Here is a 21,102-nt window from a genome sequence, read left to right on the forward strand (position 1 = left end):
GGGAGCCCGTTCGCGGGCTCCTGTTACCTAATATTTCAAAAGAAATTCATTCTCATTAGTCATGTTATATTGTTTCAATATCGCTATTGGAACGCTCTATCATGCCGTCTCGAAGATTTGCCCCGCTGGCGGGAATCGCCCTGGGTTTGCTGGTGGACCCGGCCTACGCCGAAGACACTGCGACCATTGAACTGGAAGCCACCCGCATCACCAGCGAGGCGTACGAATCAGCCACCGGCCCGGTCAAGGGCTATCGCGCCACCCGCTCCGCCAGCGCCACAAAAACCGACACCGCCTTGCGGGATATCCCACAGTCCATCAGCGTGATTCCCGCTTCGGTACTCAACGACCTGGGCAGCACCAACGTCGAGCGTGCCCTTGAGTTTGCCGGCGGCGTGTCCAAACAGAACAACTTCGGCGGCCTGACGCTCTACGAATACAGCGTTCGCGGCTTCACCACGTCAGAGTTTTACGTGGACGGTTTCAGCGCCAACCGCGGTTACCCGAGCACGCCGGACGCGGCGAATATCGAGCGCATCGAGGTGCTCAAGGGCCCCGCCGCCAGCCTGTATGGCCGTGGTGACCCAGGCGGTACGGTGAATATCGTCAGCAAAAAGCCGCAGCACGAGGCCTTCACCACACTGCAGACCAGCGCCGGCAGTTGGGACCGCTACCGCACCGCGCTGGACGTGAACACGCCGCTGGACAGCGAGGGCAACGTGTTATCGCGGGTCAACCTGGCGGTGGAAGACAACCACAGCTTCCGCAACCACGTTGAGGCCAAACGGGTCTTCGTCGCGCCCTCCATCAGTTGGCAACTGGACCCGGACACACACCTGCTGGTGGAAAGTGAATTCGTGCGTCACCGCTCCACTTTCGACCGCGGCATCGTCGCGCCCAACAACCGCTGGAGCGGCGTCTCCCGCTCGACCTTTCTCGGCGAGCCCGACGACGGCGATATCCGCAACCACAACAACCGCCTGCAAGCCAGCCTCGAGCATCACCTCAACGATGCCTGGCAACTGCGCCTGGCCAGCCATTACAAACAAGGCAGCCTGTGGGGCAACGCCTCGGAAAACCGCGCGCTGGATGCCGATGGCCACACCCTCAGCCGCCGCTACCGCGAGCGCTCCACCGGTTGGCATGACAGCATCACCCAGCTCGAACTGCGCGGTCGGTTCGACATCGGCAGTTGGCAGCACGAATTGCTGATCGGCACCGAGTACGAGGACTACCGCAAGAAAGAACGGGTGACCGCCATCGCCGGCGGCGATTACGCCATCGACATCTATGACCCGGTCTATGGCCAGCCCAAACCGAACGGCAAGCGCTCCGGCACTGACTTTTTCGAACAGGTGAAAAGCCAGGCGCTGAACCTGCAGGACCAGATCATCTTCACCGACCGCCTGCGGGGGATGATCGGCGCGCGGTTCGAACACTTCGAGCAGCGCACCGACGACTTCAGCCGCAACCATGCCAAAAGCCGGCAGACCCACGACGCCCTGACCCAACGCGCCGGCCTGCTCTACCAACTGACGCCTGAAGTGGGCCTGTTCGCCAACGCCTCCACCTCGTTCAAACCCAACAATGGCCTGGACGCCGACGGCAAATCCTTCAAGCCGGAAGAAGGCGTGGGGTATGAAATCGGGATCAAGAGCGAGCTGTTCGACGACCGCCTGAGCACCACCCTCGCCGCCTTCCATATCGAGAAAGAAAATGTCCTGGCCCTGGACCCGGCTACCGACACACAGCGCGCCATGGGCAAGGCCCGCAGCCAGGGTTTTGACCTGCAACTGACCGGCCAGGTGACTGACGCCGTACGGGTGATCGGCGCCTTTGCCTACATCGACGCCGAAGTGACCAAAGGCGACAAAGCCATCCCCACTGGCAGCCGGATTCTCGGCGTAGCCAAACGCAGCGCCAGCTTGCTCGGAGTGTATGAATTCCAGGACGGCTTGCTGCGCGGCTCCGACCTCGGCGCGGCCTTTACCTACGTCGGCGATCGCTCCGGTGAAGCCGGGGGCCGCTTTGAATTACCGGCCTACCACACCGTCGATTTACTGGCCCATTACAAGGCCAGCGACAACGTCACCGTGGGCCTGAACCTCAACAACCTGTTCGATGAAAAGTACTACGAGCGCTCCTACAGCAATTACTGGGTCAATCCCGGCGAGCCGCGCAACTTCACCGTCAGCCTGACCCTCAACCTGTAAAAGGACGTCTCCATGCAAGCCTTCAAATCCCTGGCCGTGCTCGGCCTGCTGTTTGCCACCCAAGTCTCGGCCCACGGACTGTGGACCGAACAACGGCGCGGCAATATCGAAGTGATCTACGGCCACGGCGCCGAAGACAACGCGTTCAAGGCGCAGAAAATCAGCGGCGCCTGGGCCTACGACGCCAGCGGCAAAATGATCCCGGTGACCGTGGAACGTCTGCCCGACCATGCGCGCCTGAAGCCGCTCAAATCGCCGGCTGTACTGGCGGTCGCCCTGGATAACGGGATGTGGTCACAGACGCCTGACAAGAAGTGGATCAACGAGGGCCGCAGCAAGGTGCCGGGGGCGATTGAGTCGACCCAGACCCTCAAGTACAGCCTGGCGATCTACCAGCCGGGGGCGAAGTTGCCGAAGCTGGATCAGATCAAGCTACTGATCTTGCCGGAAGTTGATCCGCTGACGGTCGGCCCGGGTAAATCACTGCCGGTACGGGTGCTGCTGGATGGCAAGCCGGCGGCTGGGGTCAAGCTGATCGGAGACTATCGCAACGCACCGAACACCCTGAGCACCGAGACCGATAAAGACGGTCGCGCCCAGGTGCTGGTGAGAAATGAAGGATTGAATGTGATTGCGGCGCAGGTGGAAATCCCGCTCAAAGACAATGCTGATGTCGCGACTCGCGGACTGTTCAGTTCCCTGACTTTCCTGGGCGAGCCGCATCACGAGTAACCCCGCAAATCCAAAGTGGGCACAGTCAATGTGGGAGCGGGCTTGCTCGCGAAAGCGGTGTGTCAGTCGCCATCTTCATTAACTGACCCACCGTCTTCGCGAGCAAGCCCGCTCCCACATTCAGTCCTCACTCGGCTTGATTACAGTGCAACCGGCGCTCCTTCCAGCTCCCTGACCTTCCTGGGCGAGCCGCATCACGAGTAACACCGAAAATTCAGAGTGGGCACCGTCAATGTGGGAGCGGGCTTGCTCGCGAAAGCGGTGTTTCAGTCGCTATCTTCATTAACTGACCCACCGTCTTCGCGAGCAAGCCCGCTCCCACATTCAGTCCTCACTCGGCTTGATTACAGCGCGACCGGCGCTCTTTCACACAGGGTATTGAGCGCCGCCGCCCACTGCGGGTCATCGTTCAGGCACGGCACCAACACCAACTCCTCGCCCCCCGCCTCGCGGAATTGCTCCAGGCCGCGATCACCAATTTCCTCCAGTGTCTCGATGCAGTCCGCAACAAACGCCGGGCACATCACCAGCAGCTTCTTCACGCCCTGCTGAGCCAACGCTTCAAGGCGTGCCTCGGTGTAGGGTTCGATCCACTTGGCCCGGCCCAGCCGCGACTGGAACGCCACCGACCATTTGCCATCCGGCAAGCCAAGGCGCTCGGCAAAATCCCGCGCAACGCTGAAACACTGCGCGCGATAGCACGTGGCAAGCACCTCGGGAGAGGCGTTCTGGCAGCAGTCGGCGTCCTTGAAGCAGTGTTGCCCAGTAGGGTCGAGCTTTTTCAGGTGGCGCTCGGGCAACCCATGAAAGCTCAGCAGGAGATGATCGAAATCCTGCTCCACATAGGCTCTGGCGCTGTTGGCCAAGGCATCCAGGTACTCCGGTTCATCGTAGAACGGCTGCAGAATCGAAAACTCGATCGCCAGCTTTTTGTGCCGCACCACGCGCCGGGCCTCTTCGATTACCGTGGTCACGGTGCTGTCGGCAAACTGCGGGTACAACGGCGCCAGGGTCACTTTCTGGATGCCTTGGGACGCCAGCCGGGTCAGTACGCTTTCAATCGACGGCTCGCCATAGCGCATGGCCAACTCCACCGGCCCCTGGGTCCACTGTGCAGTCATCTGTTGTTGCAAGCGACGGCTAAGAACTACCAGCGGCGAGCCTTCGTCCCACCAGATCGAGGCGTAGGCATGGGCCGATTGCTCCGGGCGCTTGATCAGGATCAGCGACACCAGCAAACGCCGAACCGGCCATGGCAGGTCAATGACGTAAGGGTCCATCAGGAACTGATTGAGGTAGCTGCGCACATCCGCCACCGAAGTGGACGCCGGTGAACCCAGGTTGACCAGTAACAACGCGTGATCCGTCATGCAACATCCTATCTCTAGAGGCGGCTGGACAAGTCGTCCAGGGCCGCATGCAACTCAGTGAACTGGAAAGTGAAACCGGCCGCCAACAGCCGCTGCGGCAAAGCCCGCTGGCCACCCAGCAACAAACCGGACAACTCGCCCAGGCCGATACGCAAGGCAAACGCCGGCATGGGCATGAACGCCGGGCGGTGCAGCACCTTGCCCAGGGTCTTGGCGAACTCCAGGTTGCGTACCGGGTGTGGCGCGCAGGCATTATAAGGACCGCTGGCATCGGTCTTGTGCAGAAGAAAATCAATCAGGGCGATTTGATCCTTTATATGGACCCATGGCATCCACTGCCGACCATTGCCGATAGGCCCGCCCAGCGCCAGTTTGAACGGCAGCAACAGCCGCGACAAAAAGCCGCCCTCCGCCGCCAGCACCAGCCCGGTACGCACCAGCACCACGCGGATGCCCAATGCCTCGGCACGCTGGGCGGTTTCTTCCCAGGCAATGGAGAGCTGGCTGCCGAAATCGTCCTGCACCGGACCGCTGTCTTCGGTCAGCTCGCGCTCACCGCCGTCGCCGTACCAGCCCACCGCGGAACCGGAGATCAACACCGCCGGTTTGTGCTCAAGGTCCTCAAGCCAGGCCAGCAGGGTTTCGGTGAGGCCGATACGGCTGCTCCACAACAGCGCCTTGCGTTTATGCGTCCAGGGCCGGTCGGCAATCGGCGCGCCGGCCAGGTTGACCACCGCGTCCACCGCCTCGTTTATGTCCTGCAGGCGGGCGACGCCACGCACCTGGGCGCCGCACAATTTAGCCACTTGTTCGGGATGGCGGCTCCAGACCGTGAGGCGATGGCCCTGGGCAAGCCAGTATTGGCAAAGTTGATGGCCGATCAAACCGGTACCGCCGGTCAGCAAAATGTGCATGAGTTGTTCCTCGTGTAACGTTCGCCGACCACCGTTAGTCTATTTTATAAACAGGGATGTTTTAATCGGGCGCAACGCTGGTTAAACCTTCAGGTTTAACCATAGGTCACGCCAAACGATCAGGTACGCCAAAACTTATACCAAAAAACAATATTGTACAGCTATTGGTGTCGGCGTAGTCTGTACCCAACGGTAAAACGAGGCCTCCCATGACTGTTCCCATCGCGATCATTGGCACCGGCATCGCCGGTCTCTCCGCCGCCCGAGCGTTGAAAGACGCGGGGCACGTTGTACAACTCTTCGATAAAAGCCGCGGCAGTGGCGGTCGCATGTCCAGCAAGCGCAGCGATGCGGGCTCGCTGGACATGGGCGCACAGTACTTCACCGCCCGCGACCGGCGCTTCGTCAACGAGGTGCAACGCTGGCAGGCCAATGGTTGCGCCGAGCAATGGAAGCCACAGCTGTACAACTTCAAGTCCGGCCAACTGACGCCCTCCCCCGATGAACAGATCCGCTGGGTCGGCACGCCGCGCATGAGTGCGATCACCCGCGCCCTGCTCGATGACTTGCCGGTGCAGTTCGGTTGCCGCATCACCGAAGTGTTCCAGGGCAAACATCACTGGAACCTGCTGGACGCCGACGGCGAAAGCCACGGCCCGTTCAGCCACGTGATCATCGCCACCCCAGCGCCCCAGGCCACTGCCTTGCTGGCCGCTGCGCCCAAGCTGGCGAGTGTCGCCGCCGGGGTCAAGATGGACCCGACCTGGGCCATTGCCCTGGCCTTCGACAAGCCGCTGGATACGCCCATGGAAGGCTGCTTCGTCCAGGACAGCCCGCTGGACTGGCTGGCGCGCAACCGCAGCAAACCGGGGCGCGACACCACCCTCGACACCTGGGTTTTGCACGCCACCAGCACCTGGAGCAAGCAACACCTGGACCTGTCCAAGGAAGCCGTGATCGAACACCTGCACGGCGCCTTCGCCGAGCTGCTGCACAGCGCCATGCCGGCGCCATCCTTCACCCTCGCCCACCGCTGGCTGTACGCGCGGCCGTCCACCAGCCATGAATTTGGCGTGCTGGCCGACGCCGACCTGGGCCTGTATGTGTGTGGCGACTGGTGCCTGTCAGGCCGCGTGGAAGGCGCGTGGCTCAGCGGCCAGGAGGCGGCGCGGCGGTTGATCGAGCACCTGCGATGAACCGCATCAATCCCGCCAAGCTGCTGCTGTCGAAGTGGACAGCAGCCCGCCCGCAGTACAAGGAAAAACATTTTCTGGTGACCAAACTGCTGCGTGATGACGAAGGCGATGTGCAGGAAATCGAGCTGGAAGCCGTGATGAGCCATCGCGTGCAGCGCCTGGCCTGGCAAACCCTGCAAAACGCCGAAGACTGGAAAATCGGCTGGAAATAGCCATTCCGCAAATACCTGTACAAATTATTTGACTTGTACAGCTTCAAACCTATGATGAGATTAAGTTGTACAGACATTTAACCCTGTACAGGAATTTCATCGAGGTTTGGCCATGTCCAGCACCCTGCCCGCCACCGGCAAACCGAAAATCGCCATCAGCGCCTGCCTGTTGGGCGAGAACGTGCGCTTCAACGGCGGGCATAAACAATCCCAGCTGTGTAGCCAGACCCTGGCCGATTATTTCGACTTCGTGCCGCTGTGTCCTGAAGTCGCCATTGGCCTGGGCATCCCCCGCGAGCCGATTCGCCTGGTGGGCGACCCGCTCAATCCACAGGCCGTTGGCACCGTAAACCGCGAACTTAACGTGACCCAGCCGCTGGACGATTACGGCCAGCAAATGGCTGCTGAACACACCGACCTCTGCGGTTACATCTTCATGCAGAAATCCCCGTCCTGCGGCCTGGAGCGGGTCAAGGTCTATCAGGACAACGGCATGCCCATCGACGGCGGCGGGCGCGGCATCTACGCCCAGGCGTTTTGTGCGCGCCACCCCAACCTGCCGGTGGAAGAAGACGGTCGGCTGAATGACCCGGTGCTGCGGGAAAACTTCCTGACCCGGGTGTTCGTCTACGCCACCTGGCAGCAACTGCTCGCCGAAGGCCTGACCCGTCACCGCCTGCTGGAATTTCACTCGCGCTACAAATACCTGCTGATGGCCCACAGCCCGGTGCATTACAAAAGCCTCGGCAACCTGCTGGGCAGCATGCCCAGGGACGTCGACCTGGGCGCCTTGGCCGCCGGCTACTTCAGCGAACTGATGAGCGCCCTGACCCAGTGCGCCACACGCGGCACCCACACCAACGTGCTGCAACACATCAGCGGCTACCTCAAGCAAGCCATCAGCGCCGAAGACAAACAGGAAATGCAGACCATCATCAGCCAATACCGCCAGGGCATCGTGCCGCTGGTGGTACCGCTGACGCTGCTCAAGCACCACTTTCGCCAGCATCCGGACCGCTATATCGCGCAGCAGGCCTACCTGCAACCGCACCCGGAAAACCTCAGCCTGCGTAATGCGATTTAACCTATGACTTTTCCCCTGCAAGAACCTGGCGAAGACATCGCCGAGGCCATCGAACAAGGCTGGCTGCCGATCCGCGAAGTGGCGCGCCAGACCGGCGTCAACGCCGTGACCTTGCGCGCCTGGGAGCGGCGCTACGGGCTGATCGTGCCCCAGCGCACGCCCAAGGGGCACCGCCTGTTCAGTGCCGAGCACGTGCAACGCATCCATACCATCCTGACCTGGCTCAACCGCGGTGTGCCGGTCAGCCAGGTCAAGAGCCTGATCGACACCGCGCAAGCCACCAGCGAACCGCCGGTGGAAAACGAATGGCACAACCGCCGCCAGCACCTGGTGCAGGCCATCAGCGAACTGGCCGAGCGCCGGGTGGATGATGCCTTCAACCAGGCCATGGCGCTGTACCCGCCGCGCACCTTGTGCGAGCAACTGTTATTGCCGTTGCTCAAGGAGCTTGAGCTGCGCTGGCAAGGCCAGTTCGGCGCGCAAATGGAACGGGTATTTTTCTATTCCTGGCTGCGCAGCAAATTCGGTGCGCGGATGTATCACAACAACCGCCAGCTCAACGGCGCCCCCCTGCTGCTGATCAACCATTCCGACATGCCGCTGGAGCCGCACCTGTGGCTCACCGCCTGGCTCGCCAGCAGCGCCGATTGCCCGGTGGAAGTTTTCGACTGGCCATTGCCGGTGGGCGAACTGGCCCTGGCCGTCGAGCATCTGCAACCCCGTGCGGTACTGCTGTATTCGAGCAAGGCACTCCATACCTCGGTGCTGGGCAAACTGTTGAGCGGCTTCAGTTGCCCAAAACTGATAACCGGACCAACGGTATGCATCCACCAGGCGGAGCTGTCCGTATTAACCGAAGAGATTCCTGAATTGCTCCTGGCCGAAGACCCGTTGTCGGCCCATCAGGTACTGATCCAGCGTGGACTTATTTAAATGCACTTGATCTGGCTGCGCACCGACCTGCGCCTACATGACAACACCGCCCTCGCCGCCGCCGCACAGCGTGGCCCGACAGCGGCCGTCTACCTGATCAGCCCCGGGCAATGGCTGGCCCACGATGGCGCGCCGTGCAAGGTCGATTTCTGGCTGCGCAACCTGCAGCGCTTGAGCTCGGCACTGAGCGAGTTGAACATTCCGTTATTGATCCGCCATGCCGACACTTGGGATCAAGCACCTGAAGTTTTGGCAGGCCTGTGCCAGGAACTGGCGGTGGAGTCGGTGCACGTCAATGACGAATACGGCATCCACGAAGAGCGCCGCGACGCCGCCGTGGCCAAGGCCCTCGAAGCTCAAGGCATCACGTTCCACACCTATCTGGACCAGTTGTTTTTCCAGCCCGGCAGCGTGCTGACCAAGACCGGCACCTACTTCCAGGTGTTCAGCCAGTTCCGCAAGGTCTGCTACAGCCGCCTGCATGGCGCCTTGCCGCGTTTGGTCGCCACGCCCAAGGCGCAGGCGCCGCTCAAACTCAAAAGCGACGAGGTTCCGGATCACGTCGAGGGCTTCGCTACCCCGAGCGAAGCCTTGCGCGCCCTGTGGCCTGCCGGCGAAGCCGAAGCCCGGCGCCGTCTCGACCAGTTCGCCGACGCACAAATCAGCTACTACAAGGACGAACGCGACTTCCCGGCCAAGCCCGGTACCAGCCAGCTTTCGGCCTACCTTGCAGCGGGCGTGGTCTCACCGCGCCAATGCCTGCATGCCGCGCTGCAAAGCAACCAGGGTGAATTCGAAAGCGGCGACATCGGCGCGATTACCTGGATCAACGAGCTGCTGTGGCGCGAGTTCTACAAACATATTCTGGTGGGCTACCCACGGGTCTCGCGCCACCGCGCATTCCGCCCAGAGACCGAAGCCGTGGCCTGGCGCAACAGCCCGGAAGACTTGAAGGCGTGGCAGGAAGCACGCACCGGCCTGCCGATCATCGACGCCGCCATGCGCCAGCTGCTGGAAACCGGCTGGATGCACAATCGCCTGCGCATGGTGGTGGCGATGTTCCTGACCAAAAACCTGCTGATCGACTGGCGCGAAGGCGAGCGCTTTTTCATGCGTCACCTGATCGACGGCGACCTGGCAGCCAACAACGGTGGCTGGCAGTGGAGCTCGTCCACCGGCACCGACTCGGCCCCGTACTTCCGGATTTTCAGCCCCTTGAGCCAATCGGAAAAATTCGACGGCGAAGGTGTGTTTATCAAGCACTGGCTGCCGCAACTGGCGGCGCTGAACAAAAAGGAAGTGCACAACCCCGACGCCGTGGGCGGCCTCTTTGGTGTGGCCGACTATCCTCGTCCTATCGTCGATTTGAAAAAATCCCGCGAGCGCGCCCTCGCCGCTTTCCGCAGCCTGCCTTCACGCCAGGCGGTCGGAGGTGCTTATGAGTGATTTCCTGCGCCGCTTCGCCCAGGTGTTCGCCAGTGTGGACAAGCACAACCTGCACCTGCTCGACGGCCTGTACAGCCAGGACATCAGTTTCACCGACCCACTGCACGAGGTGCACGGGCTACCGGCGTTGCACCGCTACTTCGCCGAGCTGTACGACAACGTCACTCAGTTGCGCTTTGACTTCCATGGCTTTGATCAAGTAGCGGAAGGCGAAGGCTATCTGCGCTGGAAAATGAGCTTCTGCCACCCGCGCCTGGCCAAGGGCGAAGTGATTCGTGTGGAAGGCTGCTCGCACCTGCTGTGGCGCGACAAGGTGTATCGCCACCGGGATTATTTTGACGCTGGACAGTTGCTGTATGAACACGTGCCGGTCCTTGGCGGTGTGGTCAGCTGGCTGAAAAGGAGAATGGGATGAGCCTTAACCTTCCACGTCGTTACTGGTTGACCGGTGCCAGCAGTGGCATCGGGGCCGAACTGGCGAAGACGCTGCTCGAAAGCGGTGCCCATGTGGCCCTCAGTTCCCGCTCCAAGGCGCCCCTGGAACAGCTTGCCCAGCAATACCCCGGGCAAGTGCTGGTGGTGGCCGGCGACCTGACCAACAGCCAGACCGTGCGCGAGATCGGTGAACACATAGCGGTGGCCTGGGGTTCGCTGGATACGGTGATCCTGAATGCCGGCACCTGCGAATACGTGGATGCAAGGCAGTTCGACGCCTCGATCATCGAGCACGTGGTGCGCACCAACCTGCTGGCCAGCAGTTACTGCATCGAGGCCGCGCTGCCGCTGTTGCGTGCCGGTCATACACCGCACCTGGTCGGTGTGGCCAGTGCGGTGACCTACCTGCCGATGCCTAGGGCGGAAGCCTATGGTGCGTCGAAGGCGGGCCTGCGTTACCTGTTCGAGTCCCTGCGTATCGACCTGTCGCCTGAAGGGATCGACGTCACCGTGGTCAGCCCGGGGTTTGTCGACACGCCGCTGACCGCCCGCAATGACTTCCCGATGCCCCTGAGCTGGCCGGCAGACAAGGCCGCGCGACATATCTTCGCCAAGCTGCAGAGCCGCCCATTGGAAATTGCCTTCCCTGCCCTGTTTATTGCCGCCTTGTGGCCACTGTCGAAACTGCCGAACCGCGTCCAGTTGATCATTGGCAAACGCATGCTGCGCAGCCCGCCGCCGAGAAAGGACGACCTGTGAAGATCGCCATTATCGGCAGCGGCATTGCCGGGCTGACCAGCGCCTACCTGCTCAGTCGCCGCCACGACATCACCCTGTTCGAAGCGGGCGACCGCATCGGCGGGCACACTCACACGGTGAATGTCACGGTGGAAGGCAAAAGCCATGCGGTGGACACCGGCTTTATCGTGTTCAACGACTGGACCTATTCCAACTTCATCAAGCTGCTGGGGCAAATTGGCGTGACGTACAAACCCACCGAGATGAGCTTTTCGGTGTGCGACCCGAACGCCGGGTTCGAGTACAACGGCAACAACCTCAACAGCCTGTTTGCCCAGCGCCGGAATATTCTGTCGCCGGGGTTCTGGGGCATGTTGCGCGATATCCTGCGCTTCAACCGCCAGGCGCCGCTGGACCTGCAAGAGCAACGCATCAGCGCCGAGATGACCCTGGGCGAGTATCTGCAAGCGGGCGGCTACGGCCAGCGTTTTATCCAGCACTACATCGTGCCGATGGGCGCGGCGATCTGGTCGATGTCCCTGGCCGACATGCTCGGGTTTCCCCTGCAATTCTTCGTGCGGTTCTTCAAGAACCATGGTTTGTTGTCGGTGAGCAACCGGCCGCAGTGGTGCGTGATCGAAGGCGGTTCCAGCCGCTATATCGAACCGCTGACCCAGTCCTTCCGCGAAAATATCCGCCTCAATTGCCCGGTCACCCGGGTTGAGCGCTCAGCCATCGGCGCAGTTATCCACAGCGCCGCCGGCAGCGAGGCATTCGACAAGGTGGTGTTCGCCTGCCACAGCGACCAGGCTCTGGCCTTGCTGGGGGATGCGAGCCTGGCCGAGCAACAGATCCTTGGCGCCCTGCCCTACGCCGACAATGACGTCGTCCTGCACACCGATACCCGTCTGCTGCCCGAGCGCAAACTGGCCTGGGCCAGCTGGAATTACCGCCTGGATGGCCGCGCGCAAAAACAGGCGGCGGTGACCTACGACATGAACATCCTGCAGGGCATCGACAGCACCACCACCTTTTGCGTGAGCCTCAATCAAACGGCGCTGATCAACCCGCTCAAAGTCCTCGCCCGCTACACCTACGCCCACCCGCAATACAGCCTGGCCGCCGTGGCCGCCCAAGCGCGCTGGGAAGAACTGCACGGCACGCAGCACACCTATTATTGCGGCGCCTACTGGGCCAACGGTTTCCACGAAGACGGCGTGGTCAGCGCATTGCGCGTGGCCAAGGCGTTCGGGGAAATCCTGTGAACAGCGCCCTGTACAGTGGCTGGATCGCCCATCGGCGGTTTACGCCAAAGGGCCATGCCTTCCGCTACCGGATCGGCCTGCTGTACCTGGACCTCAGCGAACAGGACGAAGTGTTCGGCTTGTCGCCATTGGCGGGCGAGCGCTGGGCGCCGTTCGCGTTTCGCCAGCAGGATTACCTGCGTGAATTTACCCGTCACGGCATGAGCTTGACCGATGCCGTACGCCAAGAAGTCGGCAAGGCCCTGGGGCGCATCCCCTCGGGCGTTATCTGCCTGCTGACCCAGGCCCGCAGTTGGGGCCTGGCCTTTAACCCGGTGAGTTTCTTCTACTGCTTCGAGGCCGACGGAACGCTGGCCGCGATCCTTTGTGAAGTGACCAACACCCCGTGGCGCGAGCGCTATCACTACGTGCTGCCGGCCCAGGCGCTGCCTGCCGGTGAGCATCAGCACTTCGCCGTGGCCAAGGCGTTTCATGTGTCGCCGTTCTTGCCCCGGGACCTGGAATACCGCATGAGCTTCAGCCCGCCCGCCGCCAGGCTCGGCGTGCATATGGCCGACTGGCAGGGCGAACTGAAAGTCTTCGACGCCACCTTGAGCCTGCAACGCGAAGCCCTGAACCGCGCCAGCCTGCACCGCTACCTGTGGCGCTTCCCGTGGATGACCGCCAAGACCTGCCTGGCCATTTATTGGCAGGCCTTGCGCCTCTTGCTTAAACGCACGCCGATTTTTTCCCATCACGCCGCCGAAGGCGCTTCTCGCACCGCAGTCGGTTACACCAAGGATCGCCGCCATGAAATCCCCTAGCTTATCGGTCAAATCCAACCGCTTGAACGTCAACGGCATGACCGCCGCGCTGCTGCGCAAAGCCGTGCTGCGCCAGCTCGGCCAACTGCGCCACGGCCAGTTGGTGGTGATCGAGGACGGCGAACGGCAAGTCTTCGGCGCACGGGAAGCGCACCTGCTGGGGGAGATCCAGATCCTCGATTCAGCCGTGTGGGGGCTGGTGGCGGCCAACGGCTCCATCGGCGCCGGCGAGGCATTTATCCATGGTTACTGGAGCAGCCCGGACCTGACCGCCGTGGTACGAGTGATGGTCAGTAACCTCGACGTGCTGGATGCGCTGGAAGGTGGCCTGGCCAAACTGGCGCGGCCCTTCACCCAGGGCCTGCACTGGCTCAACCGCAATACGCGCAAGGGCTCGCAGAAAAACATTGCCGCCCACTACGACCTGGGCAACGACCTGTTCGAGGAGTTCCTCGACCCGACCATGATGTATTCGGCCGCGCAGTTCCTCACCGCTGACGACACCCTGGAACAGGCGCAGTTGAACAAGCTGGAACGCATCTGCCAGAAGCTCGCGCTGAAACCGTCCGACCACCTGCTGGAAATCGGCACCGGCTGGGGCAGCATGGCGATTTATGCCGCGCAGCAGTACGGCTGCAAGGTCACCACTACGACCCTGTCCAAAGAGCAGTTTGCCTACACTGAAAAACGCATCGAGGCCCTGGGTTTGCAGAATCAGGTGACGTTGCTGCTGGAGGACTACCGCGACCTGACCGGGCAGTACGACAAGCTGGTGTCGATCGAGATGATCGAAGCCGTGGGCCACCGCTTCCTGCCGACCTATTTCAAACAGTGCGCGCAGTTGCTCAAGAGCAACGGCCTGATGTTGCTGCAAGCGATCACCATTCGCGAGCAGCGCTACGAACAAGCCAAGAGCAGCGTGGATTTTATCCAGCGCTATATCTTCCCCGGCGGCGCCCTGCCCTGTGTACAGAAGATGCTGGAGGTCGTCAGCCGCGACACTGACATGAACCTGCTGCACATGGAGGACTTCGGCCTGCACTACGCGCGAACCCTGCGCATGTGGCATGAGAACTTTCGCCGCGCCCACAGCCGCCTGACGGAAATGGGCTACGACGAATACTTCCTGCGGCTGTGGGAGTTTTACCTGTGCTACTGCGAAGGCGGCTTTATGGAGCGCACCATCGGCACCGCGCAGATGCTGCTGGCCAAGCCGGCGGCGCTGACCCAGCCACTGCTCGGGCGCTTTGATGCTTAAACCACTGGCAAATGCCGTGCTGTTCCAGTGCGGCTGGTTTGCCTGTGTGCTGGGCGGCGACAGTCTGTGGCTGTTGGTGGGGTTGGCGGTGCTGGTAATCCACCTGCTGTGGATAAGTTCGTGGTCAGCGGAAGGCCAGGTGATTCTTGCCGTCACCTTGTTGGGCACCGTGATCGACACCGTGCTACGAGCATTCGGCGTGTTTCATTTCAGCCTGCCCGGACCGTTGGCACCATGGTGGCTGATCCTGTTGTGGGCATTGCTGGCGACCACGCTGCGCCATTGCCTGGCCTGGAGCGCGCAGCCCTGGTGGCGTGCGAGTTTGTTGGGGGCGGTGGGCGGGCCGTTGTCCTATTACGCGGGCAGCCAACTGGCCGGGGTGAGTTTCGGCTATGGCACCGTGCCGACCGTCATCGGCCTGGCGTTACTCTGGGGGATGATTTTTCCGTTGTTGCATTGGGTTGCCAGGCAGTTGGCACATTGACGTCCGTCAGGCCTTTCACACACCTATGAGCCGCTTGCCTTACACTGCGCGCCTATGACCAACATCCCCCATACCCAAATCGCCGAACCTGCCGTCACCTGCTCCACCTGCGCCGCGTGCTGCTGCCAGCTGGAAGTCATGCTGATCACCGACACCGGCGTGCCCGATCGCTTTATCGATACCGACGATTGGGGCGGCGAAGTCATGCTGCGCCTGGATGACGGCTGGTGCGCGGCGCTGGATCGCGACACGATGATGTGCACGATTTACGAGAAGCGGCCGCTGATCTGCCGGGAATTCGAGATGGGCGCGCCGGAGTGCATCGATGAGCGCCAGGGGATTGCGACGGTGTATCGCTGATTTCGGAACCAATGAGTAGCCAATGTGGGAGCGGGCTTGCTCGCGAAAGCGGTGTGTCAGTCAACTGATTCGTGGCTGATATACCGCTTTCGCGAGCAAGCCCGCTCCCACAATGGTTTTGCAGTGTGCTTAAAAAACTACAACGGCAGCGTGTAGTGCAGCGAATAACTCTCTACACCATCGTTATTGCTGCTGATCCCGGCATTGGAGTAATGGGTGGCCCGAATGCCCACTTCACTGCCACCGACAAAGCGCAAGCCAAAGCCCAGCCGGTCTTCAAACTGGAAAGCCTGGCCGATATTGTTGTCTTCAACCCGCGTGCGGGAGAACACGGCCACACCCACGCCGGCCTCGATGTACGGCTTCACCCTCTCCCCGGCAAACTCATACACAAACACGGGCGAGAACGACAGGCTGCTGACACTGGCGCGCTTGTCACCGTCCCAGTAGGTGTAGGCGCCGCTCCAGTACCCGGTCACGCGCCCCGTATCGGTCTGCCACCAGCTTTTATCCCAGTCCGAGGTCAGCCCCAACCGATAGGTCATGGTCGAATCGCTCGTACTTCCCACCCCAAGTTCCAGGCCTGCCGCCTGTGCGGAAAAAGAGTGCCCCAACATTGCGGCCGCAATCGCAGCCAAACAGAACAAGCGCTTCATAGAGAAACATCCCTTCCGAACGAAGTTGTATGATTTTGTACCGGCTAACTTGCTATAGAAGCTGCCGTATAGCCAGAAGTTCAGCGGATAAAGGCGTTATTTCACGTTTTTTTCACACGCCAAAACTACGCACAACTCCGGGAGATTTCCATAGGGTCGGTAGGATATTTCTTAGATGCTGCGGATCGCCGCTGGTCCAGAACTGTACAGGCGGCGGATTGCCAGTGGCCAGCAATTCGCGATCACTCAAAAGACGCTGCAATTGACGCGCTACTGCCGCCCCGGTGTCGATCAAAATGATCGTCGGCGGGAGCATCTCGGCGAGCAGGGGCTTGAGGAACGGGTAGTGGGTGCAGCCGAGGATGATGGTGTCGCAACCGGCCGCAATCAGCGGCTCCACGTAGCCTTGCAACAGCAGGCGCAGGGCCGGGCTGTCCAGATCGCCGGTTTCGATCAGCTCCACCAGGCCCGGGCAGGGTTGGGTGATCACCCGCACATCGGTGGCGAAGCGGTCGAGCAAGGCGGCGAACTTGGCGCTTTGCAGGGTGCCGGTGGTCGCCAGCACGCCGACGACGCCACTGCGGGTCGCGGCAGCCGCAGGTTTGACTGCCGGTTCCATGCCCACCAATGGCCAGTCGGGATAGTCCTGGCGCAAATCGGCAACCGCCGCAACGGTCGCCGTGTTGCAGGCAATCACAAACGCTTTGGCGCCCTTCTCACGGAAGAACTCCGCCACCTGTCGCGAACGATCGAGGATGAACGCCGGGGTTTTCTCGCCGTAGGGGATATTCCCGCCATCCGCCACGTACAGCAGCGACTCATGGGGCAGCAGACGCTGGATTTCGTCCAGCACCGACAGGCCGCCGACACCGGAGTCGAACACACCAATCGGCGCATCCTTAACCATGTTGGCTACCGCAGACGATGCAACCGGGATCGCGCTTGACCCGCAACTCGCGAAAACGCGTGGTCAGGGCGTCGATCAACAACAGCCGCCCCACCAACGGCTCGCCGAAACCGGCCAGCAATTTCAAGGCTTCCAGGGCTTGCAGGCTGCCGACCAAACCCACCAGCGGGCCGATGACACCGGCTTCGCTGCAGGTCAGTTCGGCGTCGCTGCCGTGCCCGTATAAACAGTGGTAGCAGGGGCTTTCGGCGCGACGAGGGTCGAACACCGACAGCTGGCCTTCGAGGCGAATCGCCGCACCGCTCACCAAAGGCTTGCCGGCAGCGACACACGCAGCGTTGACCGCTTCGCGGGTGGAGAAGTTGTCGCTGCAATCCAGTACCACATCGACCACCGCAACGGCGGCCGCGAGGGAATCCTCATCCAGCGCGCTGCGATGGGCAACCAGCTGTATGTCAGGATTGATCGCGCTCAGGCGGCGAATCGCCGAGTCGACCTTGCTCAGGCCGACGCTGTCGGTGTCGTGAATGATCTGGCGTTGCAGGTTGGTCAGGTCGACAGTGTCGAAATCCGCCAAATGCAGCTCACCCACCCCCGCCGCCGCCAGGTACAGCGCCACCGGCGAACCGAGGCCACCCAGGCCGACGATCAGCGCGCGGCTGTTTTTCAGGCGCAACTGACCTTCGATGTCGACATGCTGCAACAGAATCTGCCGGCTATAGCGCAACAGCTCCTGGTCGTTCATCACGGGCGGCGTCCCAACGTAATGCGTTCGTGGCCGCCCAGGTCGATGCGGCTGTGGACTTCTTCAAAGCCTTCCCCCAGCAGCAGGTCGCGCACGGCGGGCGCCTGGTCGTAACCGTGTTCCAGCAGCAACCAACCCGCGGCGTCGAGGTGCGCAGGCGCCTGGGCGATGATCAGCCGCAGGTCGTCCAGGCCGTCATGCCCGGATACCAGCGCGCTGGCCGGTTCAAAGCGCACGTCACCGGCCACCAGGTGCGGGTCGGTGTCGGCTATATAAGGTGGGTTGCTGATGATCAGGTTGTAAGTGTGGCCTTCGAGGGCACTGAACCAATGGCTGTTCAGCACCGTGGCGTTGTTCAGGTGCAGGCGCTGGCGGTTGCGTTCGGCCAGGGCCACAGCTTCCAGCACGCGGTCGACCGCCGTGACTTGCCAGGCCGGGCGTTCGCTGGCCAGGGCCAGGGCAATCGCGCCGCTGCCGGTGCCCAGGTCCAGGACCTTGGCCGGTGTGGCAGGCAGCAATTCCAGGGCGGCTTCCACCAGCATCTCGGTTTCCGGACGCGGGATCAGCGTGTGCGGTGCCACTTCCAGGTCGAGCTTCCAGAAGCCTTGCTGGCCGAGGATGTAGGCCACGGGCTCGCCGGCACGACGGCGTTGCAGGTAGTCGGCAAAGGTCAGCGCGTGTTCACTGCTGACGATTTTTTCCGGCCAGGTGTGCAGGTAGCTGCGGGACTTGCCCAAGGCGGCGGCCAGCAACAATTCCACGTCCAGGCGCGCAGTCGGCGAGTCCGGCAGGTCGGCGGCGCGTAACAAACTGGCAATAATGGTCATTTATTCACCTATCGCCGCAAGCTGGTCGGCCTGGTATTCGGCCAACAACGGCTCGATTACCGCATCGACGCCACCGGCGAGGATTTCGTCCAGGGAGTACAGCGTCAGGTTGACGCGGTGGTCGGTGACCCGGCCCTGGGCAAAGTTGTAGGTACGAATGCGCTCGGAACGGTCGCCCGAGCCCACCAGCAGCTTACGTTCGCTGGCAATCGCATTGGCGGCGGCGCTGGTCTGCTGGTCATTCAGCTTGGCCGACAGCCAGGACATGGCCCGCGCACGGTTCTTGTGCTGGGAACGTTCTTCCTGGCACTCCACCACGATGCCCGAAGGCAAGTGAGTGATACGGATCGCCGAGTCAGTCTTGTTGACGTGCTGGCCACCGGCGCCCGATGAGCGGTAGGTGTCGACCCGCAGGTCTGCCGGGTTGATCTCGATGGCTTCCTGCTCGTCGGGCTCGGGCAACACGGCCACGGTGCACGCCGAGGTGTGGATACGGCCCTGGGATTCCGTGGCCGGCACCCGCTGCACGCGGTGCACGCCGGATTCGAACTTCAGTTTGCCGTAGACATTCTCGCCCTCAACCCGGGCGATGACTTCTTTATAGCCGCCGTGTTCGCCTTCGTTCTCGGACAAAATCTCCACACGCCAGCCGCGACGCTCGGCATAGCGCGAATACATGCGGAACAGGTCGCCGGAGAAAATCGCCGCTTCGTCACCGCCGGTGCCGGCGCGGATTTCAAGGAATACGTTGCGCCCGTCGTTCGGGTCCTTGGGCAACAGCATGCGTTGCAGGTCGCCTTCCAATTCGATCAGCTTGTCCTTGGCTTCTCGCACTTCTTCAACGGCCATTTCGCGCATGTCCGGGTCGCTGTCCTTGAGCAGCGCCTGGGCGCCTTCGAGGTCAGCCTGAACCTTGAGCAACTGTTTATAGGTGCCCACGATCGGCTCAACTTCCGCGTACTCCTTGGAATAGGTGCGGAACTTGGTCTGATCGGAGATGACCTCGCCATCGCCGAGCAAGGCGGTCAGTTCTTCGAAACGGTCCTGAAGGACGTCCAGTTTATTGAGCAGTGACGCTTTCATTGCGGTTTTTTATCCGAAGAGCTTTCTGTCGCGCCCTCACCGAGGGCAAAGAGTTCCTGGGCCATGGCCAGCGCATCGAGGCGGCCTTCGGCGGTAAGCTTTTTCAACTGGACACTGGGAGCATGCAGCAATTTGTTGGTCAGGCCGCGCGCCAACTGCATCAGCACGTCTTCGGCGCTGCTGCCGTTGGCGAGCATACGCTGGGCCTTGATCAATTCCTCGTCCCGCAGGCGTTCGCCTTGCTGACGGTAGGCCTTGAGCACGTCCACTGCCGCCAGTTCACGCAGGCGCACCATGAAATCGTCGGCACCGGTGCTGACCATTTCCTCGGCAGCCTGGGCAGCGCCCTGGCGACTCTTGAGGTTTTCGGCGACCACTTCGTGCAGGTCGTCGACGCTATAGAGGTAAACGTCGTCCAACTCGCCGACTTCAGGCTCGATATCCCGGGGAACGGCGATATCCACCATGAAGATCGGCTTGTGCTTGCGCAGTTTCAGGGCGCTTTCCACCGCGCCCTTGCCGAGGATCGGCAACTGGCTGGCAGTAGAGCTGATGACGATGTCGCTGCGCACCAGCTCGGCCGGGATGTCGGAAAGCAACACCGCGTGGGCACCGAACTGCTCGGCCAGGATGCTGGCGCGTTCCAGGGTACGGTTGGCGACGACGATGCGCTTTACGCCCAGCTCGTGCAGGTGGCGGGCGACCAGGGTGATGGTCTCGCCGGCGCCGATCAGCAGGGCCTGGCTGCGCTGCAAGTCACTGAAAATCTGTTTAGCCAGGCTGACGGCGGCAAACGCCACGGACACCGGGTTTTCACCGATGGCGGTGTCGGTGCGCACCTGCTTGGCGGAGTTGAAGGTGGCCTGGAACAGGCGCCCCAGCAGCGGGCCGATGGTGCCGGCCTCGCGGGCCACGGCGTAGGCGGACTTCATCTGGCCGAGAATCTGCGGCTCGCCCAACACCAGCGAATCCAGCCCGGAGGCGACGCGCATCATGTGACGAACTGCCGCATCCTCTTCGTGCACATATGAGCTTTGGCGCAACTCATCGAGGCTCAAATGGTGGTAATCGGCCAGCCAGCGCAGCACCACATCCGCTGAAAGATGTTCCTGCTCTATATAGAGCTCGCTGCGATTACAGGTCGAAAGGATCGCAGCTTCGCGACTGTCGGTGAGCCGGCAGAGCTGCTGCAAGGCCTCAACCAACTGCTCGGGAGTAAAAGCCACGCGCTCGCGGACGTCTACAGAAGCAGTCTTGTGGTTAATACCGAGTGCAAGGAAGGCCATTCAATATCGCTGATGATGTCGGGAAGCCGACAATTGTCCTACTTCGAATGATTCAGAACAACCACCGTAGGCTATTGTCCTAGTAGCTTACGCCTATAAAGGCCATCTGTAGGAGCGAGCTTGCTCGCGATGGTCGTTAACGATAACGCTGGCTT

Annotated in this window: 22 protein-coding genes; 14 read left to right on the forward strand and 8 right to left on the reverse strand. The window is 61.7% G+C overall.

Annotated elements, in window-relative coordinates; translation table 11 throughout:
- Positions 1-101 precede the first annotated feature (101 nt).
- A complete protein-coding gene (locus HX807_RS28350) occupies positions 102-2,213 on the forward strand; it encodes a TonB-dependent siderophore receptor (RefSeq protein WP_177051810.1) in 2,112 nt (703 codons plus the stop codon).
- A gap of 12 nt (positions 2,214-2,225) precedes the next feature.
- The gene (locus HX807_RS28355) at positions 2,226-2,945 is read left to right on the forward strand and encodes a DUF4198 domain-containing protein (RefSeq protein WP_003208440.1); all 720 of its coding nucleotides are present in this window, start codon (positions 2,226-2,228) and stop codon (positions 2,943-2,945) included.
- 344 nt (positions 2,946-3,289) lie between these two features.
- Here the strand turns inward: HX807_RS28355 and hemH are convergent, their stop codons facing one another.
- Complete coding sequence (gene hemH / locus HX807_RS28360) at positions 3,290-4,315, reverse strand: ferrochelatase (RefSeq protein WP_177051811.1); 1,026 nt, start codon at positions 4,313-4,315, stop codon at positions 3,290-3,292.
- Between the two features lie 14 nt (positions 4,316-4,329).
- Positions 4,330-5,229, reverse strand: a complete 900-nt coding sequence (locus HX807_RS28365) for a TIGR01777 family oxidoreductase (RefSeq protein WP_177051812.1) — start codon at positions 5,227-5,229, stop codon at positions 4,330-4,332.
- 209 nt (positions 5,230-5,438) lie between these two features.
- Here HX807_RS28365 and HX807_RS28370 point away from each other — a divergent pair, with 209 nt between their 5' ends.
- The 12 genes from HX807_RS28370 (at position 5,439) to HX807_RS28425 (ending at position 15,443) form a co-directional block, all read left to right on the forward strand.
- A complete protein-coding gene (locus HX807_RS28370; RefSeq protein WP_003208434.1) occupies positions 5,439-6,425 on the forward strand; it encodes an NAD(P)/FAD-dependent oxidoreductase in 987 nt (328 codons plus the stop codon).
- Positions 6,422-6,637: a TIGR02450 family Trp-rich protein gene (locus tag HX807_RS28375; RefSeq protein WP_008432289.1), complete on the forward strand. Its 216-nt coding sequence runs from the start codon at positions 6,422-6,424 to the stop codon at positions 6,635-6,637. Before HX807_RS28370 ends, HX807_RS28375 begins: the two co-directional genes overlap by 4 nt.
- Before the next feature lie 112 nt (positions 6,638-6,749).
- Entirely contained in the window at positions 6,750-7,721 is a 972-nt protein-coding gene (locus tag HX807_RS28380; RefSeq protein WP_008432288.1) for a DUF523 and DUF1722 domain-containing protein, read from the forward strand.
- Positions 7,722-7,724: 3 nt separating this feature from the next.
- Positions 7,725-8,654 carry a MerR family transcriptional regulator gene (locus HX807_RS28385; RefSeq protein ID WP_177051813.1) on the forward strand — a complete coding sequence of 310 codons (930 nt, stop codon included), beginning with the start codon at positions 7,725-7,727 and terminating at the stop codon, positions 8,652-8,654.
- Positions 8,655-10,100 carry a deoxyribodipyrimidine photo-lyase gene (gene phrB / locus HX807_RS28390; protein ID WP_177051814.1) on the forward strand — a complete coding sequence of 482 codons (1,446 nt, stop codon included), beginning with the start codon at positions 8,655-8,657 and terminating at the stop codon, positions 10,098-10,100.
- On the forward strand, positions 10,093-10,515 hold the full coding sequence (locus HX807_RS28395; protein WP_003208426.1) for a nuclear transport factor 2 family protein: 423 nt from the start codon (positions 10,093-10,095) through the stop codon (positions 10,513-10,515). Before phrB ends, HX807_RS28395 begins: the two co-directional genes overlap by 8 nt.
- A complete protein-coding gene (locus HX807_RS28400) occupies positions 10,512-11,294 on the forward strand; it encodes an SDR family oxidoreductase (RefSeq protein WP_177029275.1) in 783 nt (260 codons plus the stop codon). Before HX807_RS28395 ends, HX807_RS28400 begins: the two co-directional genes overlap by 4 nt.
- Positions 11,291-12,538 carry an FAD-dependent oxidoreductase gene (locus HX807_RS28405; protein ID WP_177051815.1) on the forward strand — a complete coding sequence of 416 codons (1,248 nt, stop codon included), beginning with the start codon at positions 11,291-11,293 and terminating at the stop codon, positions 12,536-12,538. The genes HX807_RS28400 and HX807_RS28405 overlap by 4 nt, the downstream gene beginning before the upstream one ends.
- Positions 12,535-13,341 carry a DUF1365 domain-containing protein gene (locus HX807_RS28410; RefSeq protein ID WP_003208422.1) on the forward strand — a complete coding sequence of 269 codons (807 nt, stop codon included), beginning with the start codon at positions 12,535-12,537 and terminating at the stop codon, positions 13,339-13,341. The genes HX807_RS28405 and HX807_RS28410 overlap by 4 nt, the downstream gene beginning before the upstream one ends.
- On the forward strand, positions 13,328-14,599 hold the full coding sequence (locus HX807_RS28415; protein ID WP_003208420.1) for a cyclopropane-fatty-acyl-phospholipid synthase family protein: 1,272 nt from the start codon (positions 13,328-13,330) through the stop codon (positions 14,597-14,599). The genes HX807_RS28410 and HX807_RS28415 overlap by 14 nt, the downstream gene beginning before the upstream one ends.
- Positions 14,592-15,083 carry a DUF2878 domain-containing protein gene (locus HX807_RS28420; protein WP_008432274.1) on the forward strand — a complete coding sequence of 164 codons (492 nt, stop codon included), beginning with the start codon at positions 14,592-14,594 and terminating at the stop codon, positions 15,081-15,083. The genes HX807_RS28415 and HX807_RS28420 overlap by 8 nt, the downstream gene beginning before the upstream one ends.
- Positions 15,084-15,137: 54 nt before the next feature.
- On the forward strand, positions 15,138-15,443 hold the full coding sequence (locus HX807_RS28425) for a YkgJ family cysteine cluster protein (RefSeq protein ID WP_003208416.1): 306 nt from the start codon (positions 15,138-15,140) through the stop codon (positions 15,441-15,443).
- A gap of 137 nt (positions 15,444-15,580) precedes the next feature.
- Here HX807_RS28425 and HX807_RS28430 read toward each other — a convergent pair whose 3' ends face one another.
- From HX807_RS28430 to hemA, 6 genes are all read right to left on the reverse strand, one after another.
- Positions 15,581-16,099 (reverse strand): acyloxyacyl hydrolase, encoded by a 519-nt coding sequence (locus tag HX807_RS28430; protein ID WP_003208415.1) that lies wholly within the window; start codon positions 16,097-16,099, stop codon positions 15,581-15,583.
- A gap of 112 nt (positions 16,100-16,211) precedes the next feature.
- Positions 16,212-17,006 (reverse strand): glutamate racemase, encoded by a 795-nt coding sequence (gene murI / locus HX807_RS28435; protein ID WP_177051817.1) that lies wholly within the window; start codon positions 17,004-17,006, stop codon positions 16,212-16,214.
- Positions 16,999-17,754 carry a molybdopterin-synthase adenylyltransferase MoeB gene (locus HX807_RS28440; protein WP_177051819.1) on the reverse strand — a complete coding sequence of 252 codons (756 nt, stop codon included), beginning with the start codon at positions 17,752-17,754 and terminating at the stop codon, positions 16,999-17,001. Before HX807_RS28440 ends, murI begins: the two co-directional genes overlap by 8 nt.
- On the reverse strand, positions 17,751-18,578 hold the full coding sequence (gene prmC, locus HX807_RS28445) for a peptide chain release factor N(5)-glutamine methyltransferase (RefSeq protein ID WP_003208408.1): 828 nt from the start codon (positions 18,576-18,578) through the stop codon (positions 17,751-17,753). The genes HX807_RS28440 and prmC overlap by 4 nt, the downstream gene beginning before the upstream one ends.
- Positions 18,579-19,661 (reverse strand): peptide chain release factor 1, encoded by a 1,083-nt coding sequence (gene prfA / locus HX807_RS28450; protein ID WP_003208405.1) that lies wholly within the window; start codon positions 19,659-19,661, stop codon positions 18,579-18,581.
- On the reverse strand, positions 19,658-20,947 hold the full coding sequence (gene hemA, locus HX807_RS28455) for a glutamyl-tRNA reductase (protein WP_008432265.1): 1,290 nt from the start codon (positions 20,945-20,947) through the stop codon (positions 19,658-19,660). Before hemA ends, prfA begins: the two co-directional genes overlap by 4 nt.
- Positions 20,948-21,102: the final 155 nt, after the last annotated feature.

It is taken from the genome of Pseudomonas sp. D8002 (genome assembly GCF_013385695.1).
Taxonomy (GTDB): domain Bacteria; phylum Pseudomonadota; class Gammaproteobacteria; order Pseudomonadales; family Pseudomonadaceae; genus Aquipseudomonas.

Excerpts from the sequence above, each read along its gene's own strand:
- HX807_RS28350 (WP_177051810.1), top strand. The coding sequence starts at position 102 with ATGCCGTCTCGAAGATTTGCCCCGCTGGCGGGAATCGCCCTGGGTTTG.
- HX807_RS28355 (WP_003208440.1), top strand. The coding sequence starts at position 2,226 with ATGCAAGCCTTCAAATCCCTGGCCGTGCTCGGCCTGCTGTTTGCCACC.
- hemH (WP_177051811.1), bottom strand. The coding sequence starts at position 4,315 with ATGACGGATCACGCGTTGTTACTGGTCAACCTGGGTTCACCGGCGTCC.
- HX807_RS28365 (WP_177051812.1), bottom strand. The coding sequence starts at position 5,229 with ATGCACATTTTGCTGACCGGCGGTACCGGTTTGATCGGCCATCAACTT.
- HX807_RS28370 (WP_003208434.1), top strand. The coding sequence starts at position 5,439 with ATGACTGTTCCCATCGCGATCATTGGCACCGGCATCGCCGGTCTCTCC.
- HX807_RS28375 (WP_008432289.1), top strand. The coding sequence starts at position 6,422 with ATGAACCGCATCAATCCCGCCAAGCTGCTGCTGTCGAAGTGGACAGCA.
- HX807_RS28380 (WP_008432288.1), top strand. The coding sequence starts at position 6,750 with ATGTCCAGCACCCTGCCCGCCACCGGCAAACCGAAAATCGCCATCAGC.
- HX807_RS28385 (WP_177051813.1), top strand. The coding sequence starts at position 7,725 with ATGACTTTTCCCCTGCAAGAACCTGGCGAAGACATCGCCGAGGCCATC.
- phrB (WP_177051814.1), top strand. The coding sequence starts at position 8,655 with ATGCACTTGATCTGGCTGCGCACCGACCTGCGCCTACATGACAACACC.
- HX807_RS28395 (WP_003208426.1), top strand. The coding sequence starts at position 10,093 with ATGAGTGATTTCCTGCGCCGCTTCGCCCAGGTGTTCGCCAGTGTGGAC.
- HX807_RS28400 (WP_177029275.1), top strand. The coding sequence starts at position 10,512 with ATGAGCCTTAACCTTCCACGTCGTTACTGGTTGACCGGTGCCAGCAGT.
- HX807_RS28415 (WP_003208420.1), top strand. The coding sequence starts at position 13,328 with ATGAAATCCCCTAGCTTATCGGTCAAATCCAACCGCTTGAACGTCAAC.
- HX807_RS28420 (WP_008432274.1), top strand. The coding sequence starts at position 14,592 with ATGCTTAAACCACTGGCAAATGCCGTGCTGTTCCAGTGCGGCTGGTTT.
- HX807_RS28425 (WP_003208416.1), top strand. The coding sequence starts at position 15,138 with ATGACCAACATCCCCCATACCCAAATCGCCGAACCTGCCGTCACCTGC.
- HX807_RS28430 (WP_003208415.1), bottom strand. The coding sequence starts at position 16,099 with ATGAAGCGCTTGTTCTGTTTGGCTGCGATTGCGGCCGCAATGTTGGGG.
- murI (WP_177051817.1), bottom strand. The coding sequence starts at position 17,006 with ATGGTTAAGGATGCGCCGATTGGTGTGTTCGACTCCGGTGTCGGCGGC.
- prmC (WP_003208408.1), bottom strand. The coding sequence starts at position 18,578 with ATGACCATTATTGCCAGTTTGTTACGCGCCGCCGACCTGCCGGACTCG.
- prfA (WP_003208405.1), bottom strand. The coding sequence starts at position 19,661 with ATGAAAGCGTCACTGCTCAATAAACTGGACGTCCTTCAGGACCGTTTC.
- hemA (WP_008432265.1), bottom strand. The coding sequence starts at position 20,947 with ATGGCCTTCCTTGCACTCGGTATTAACCACAAGACTGCTTCTGTAGAC.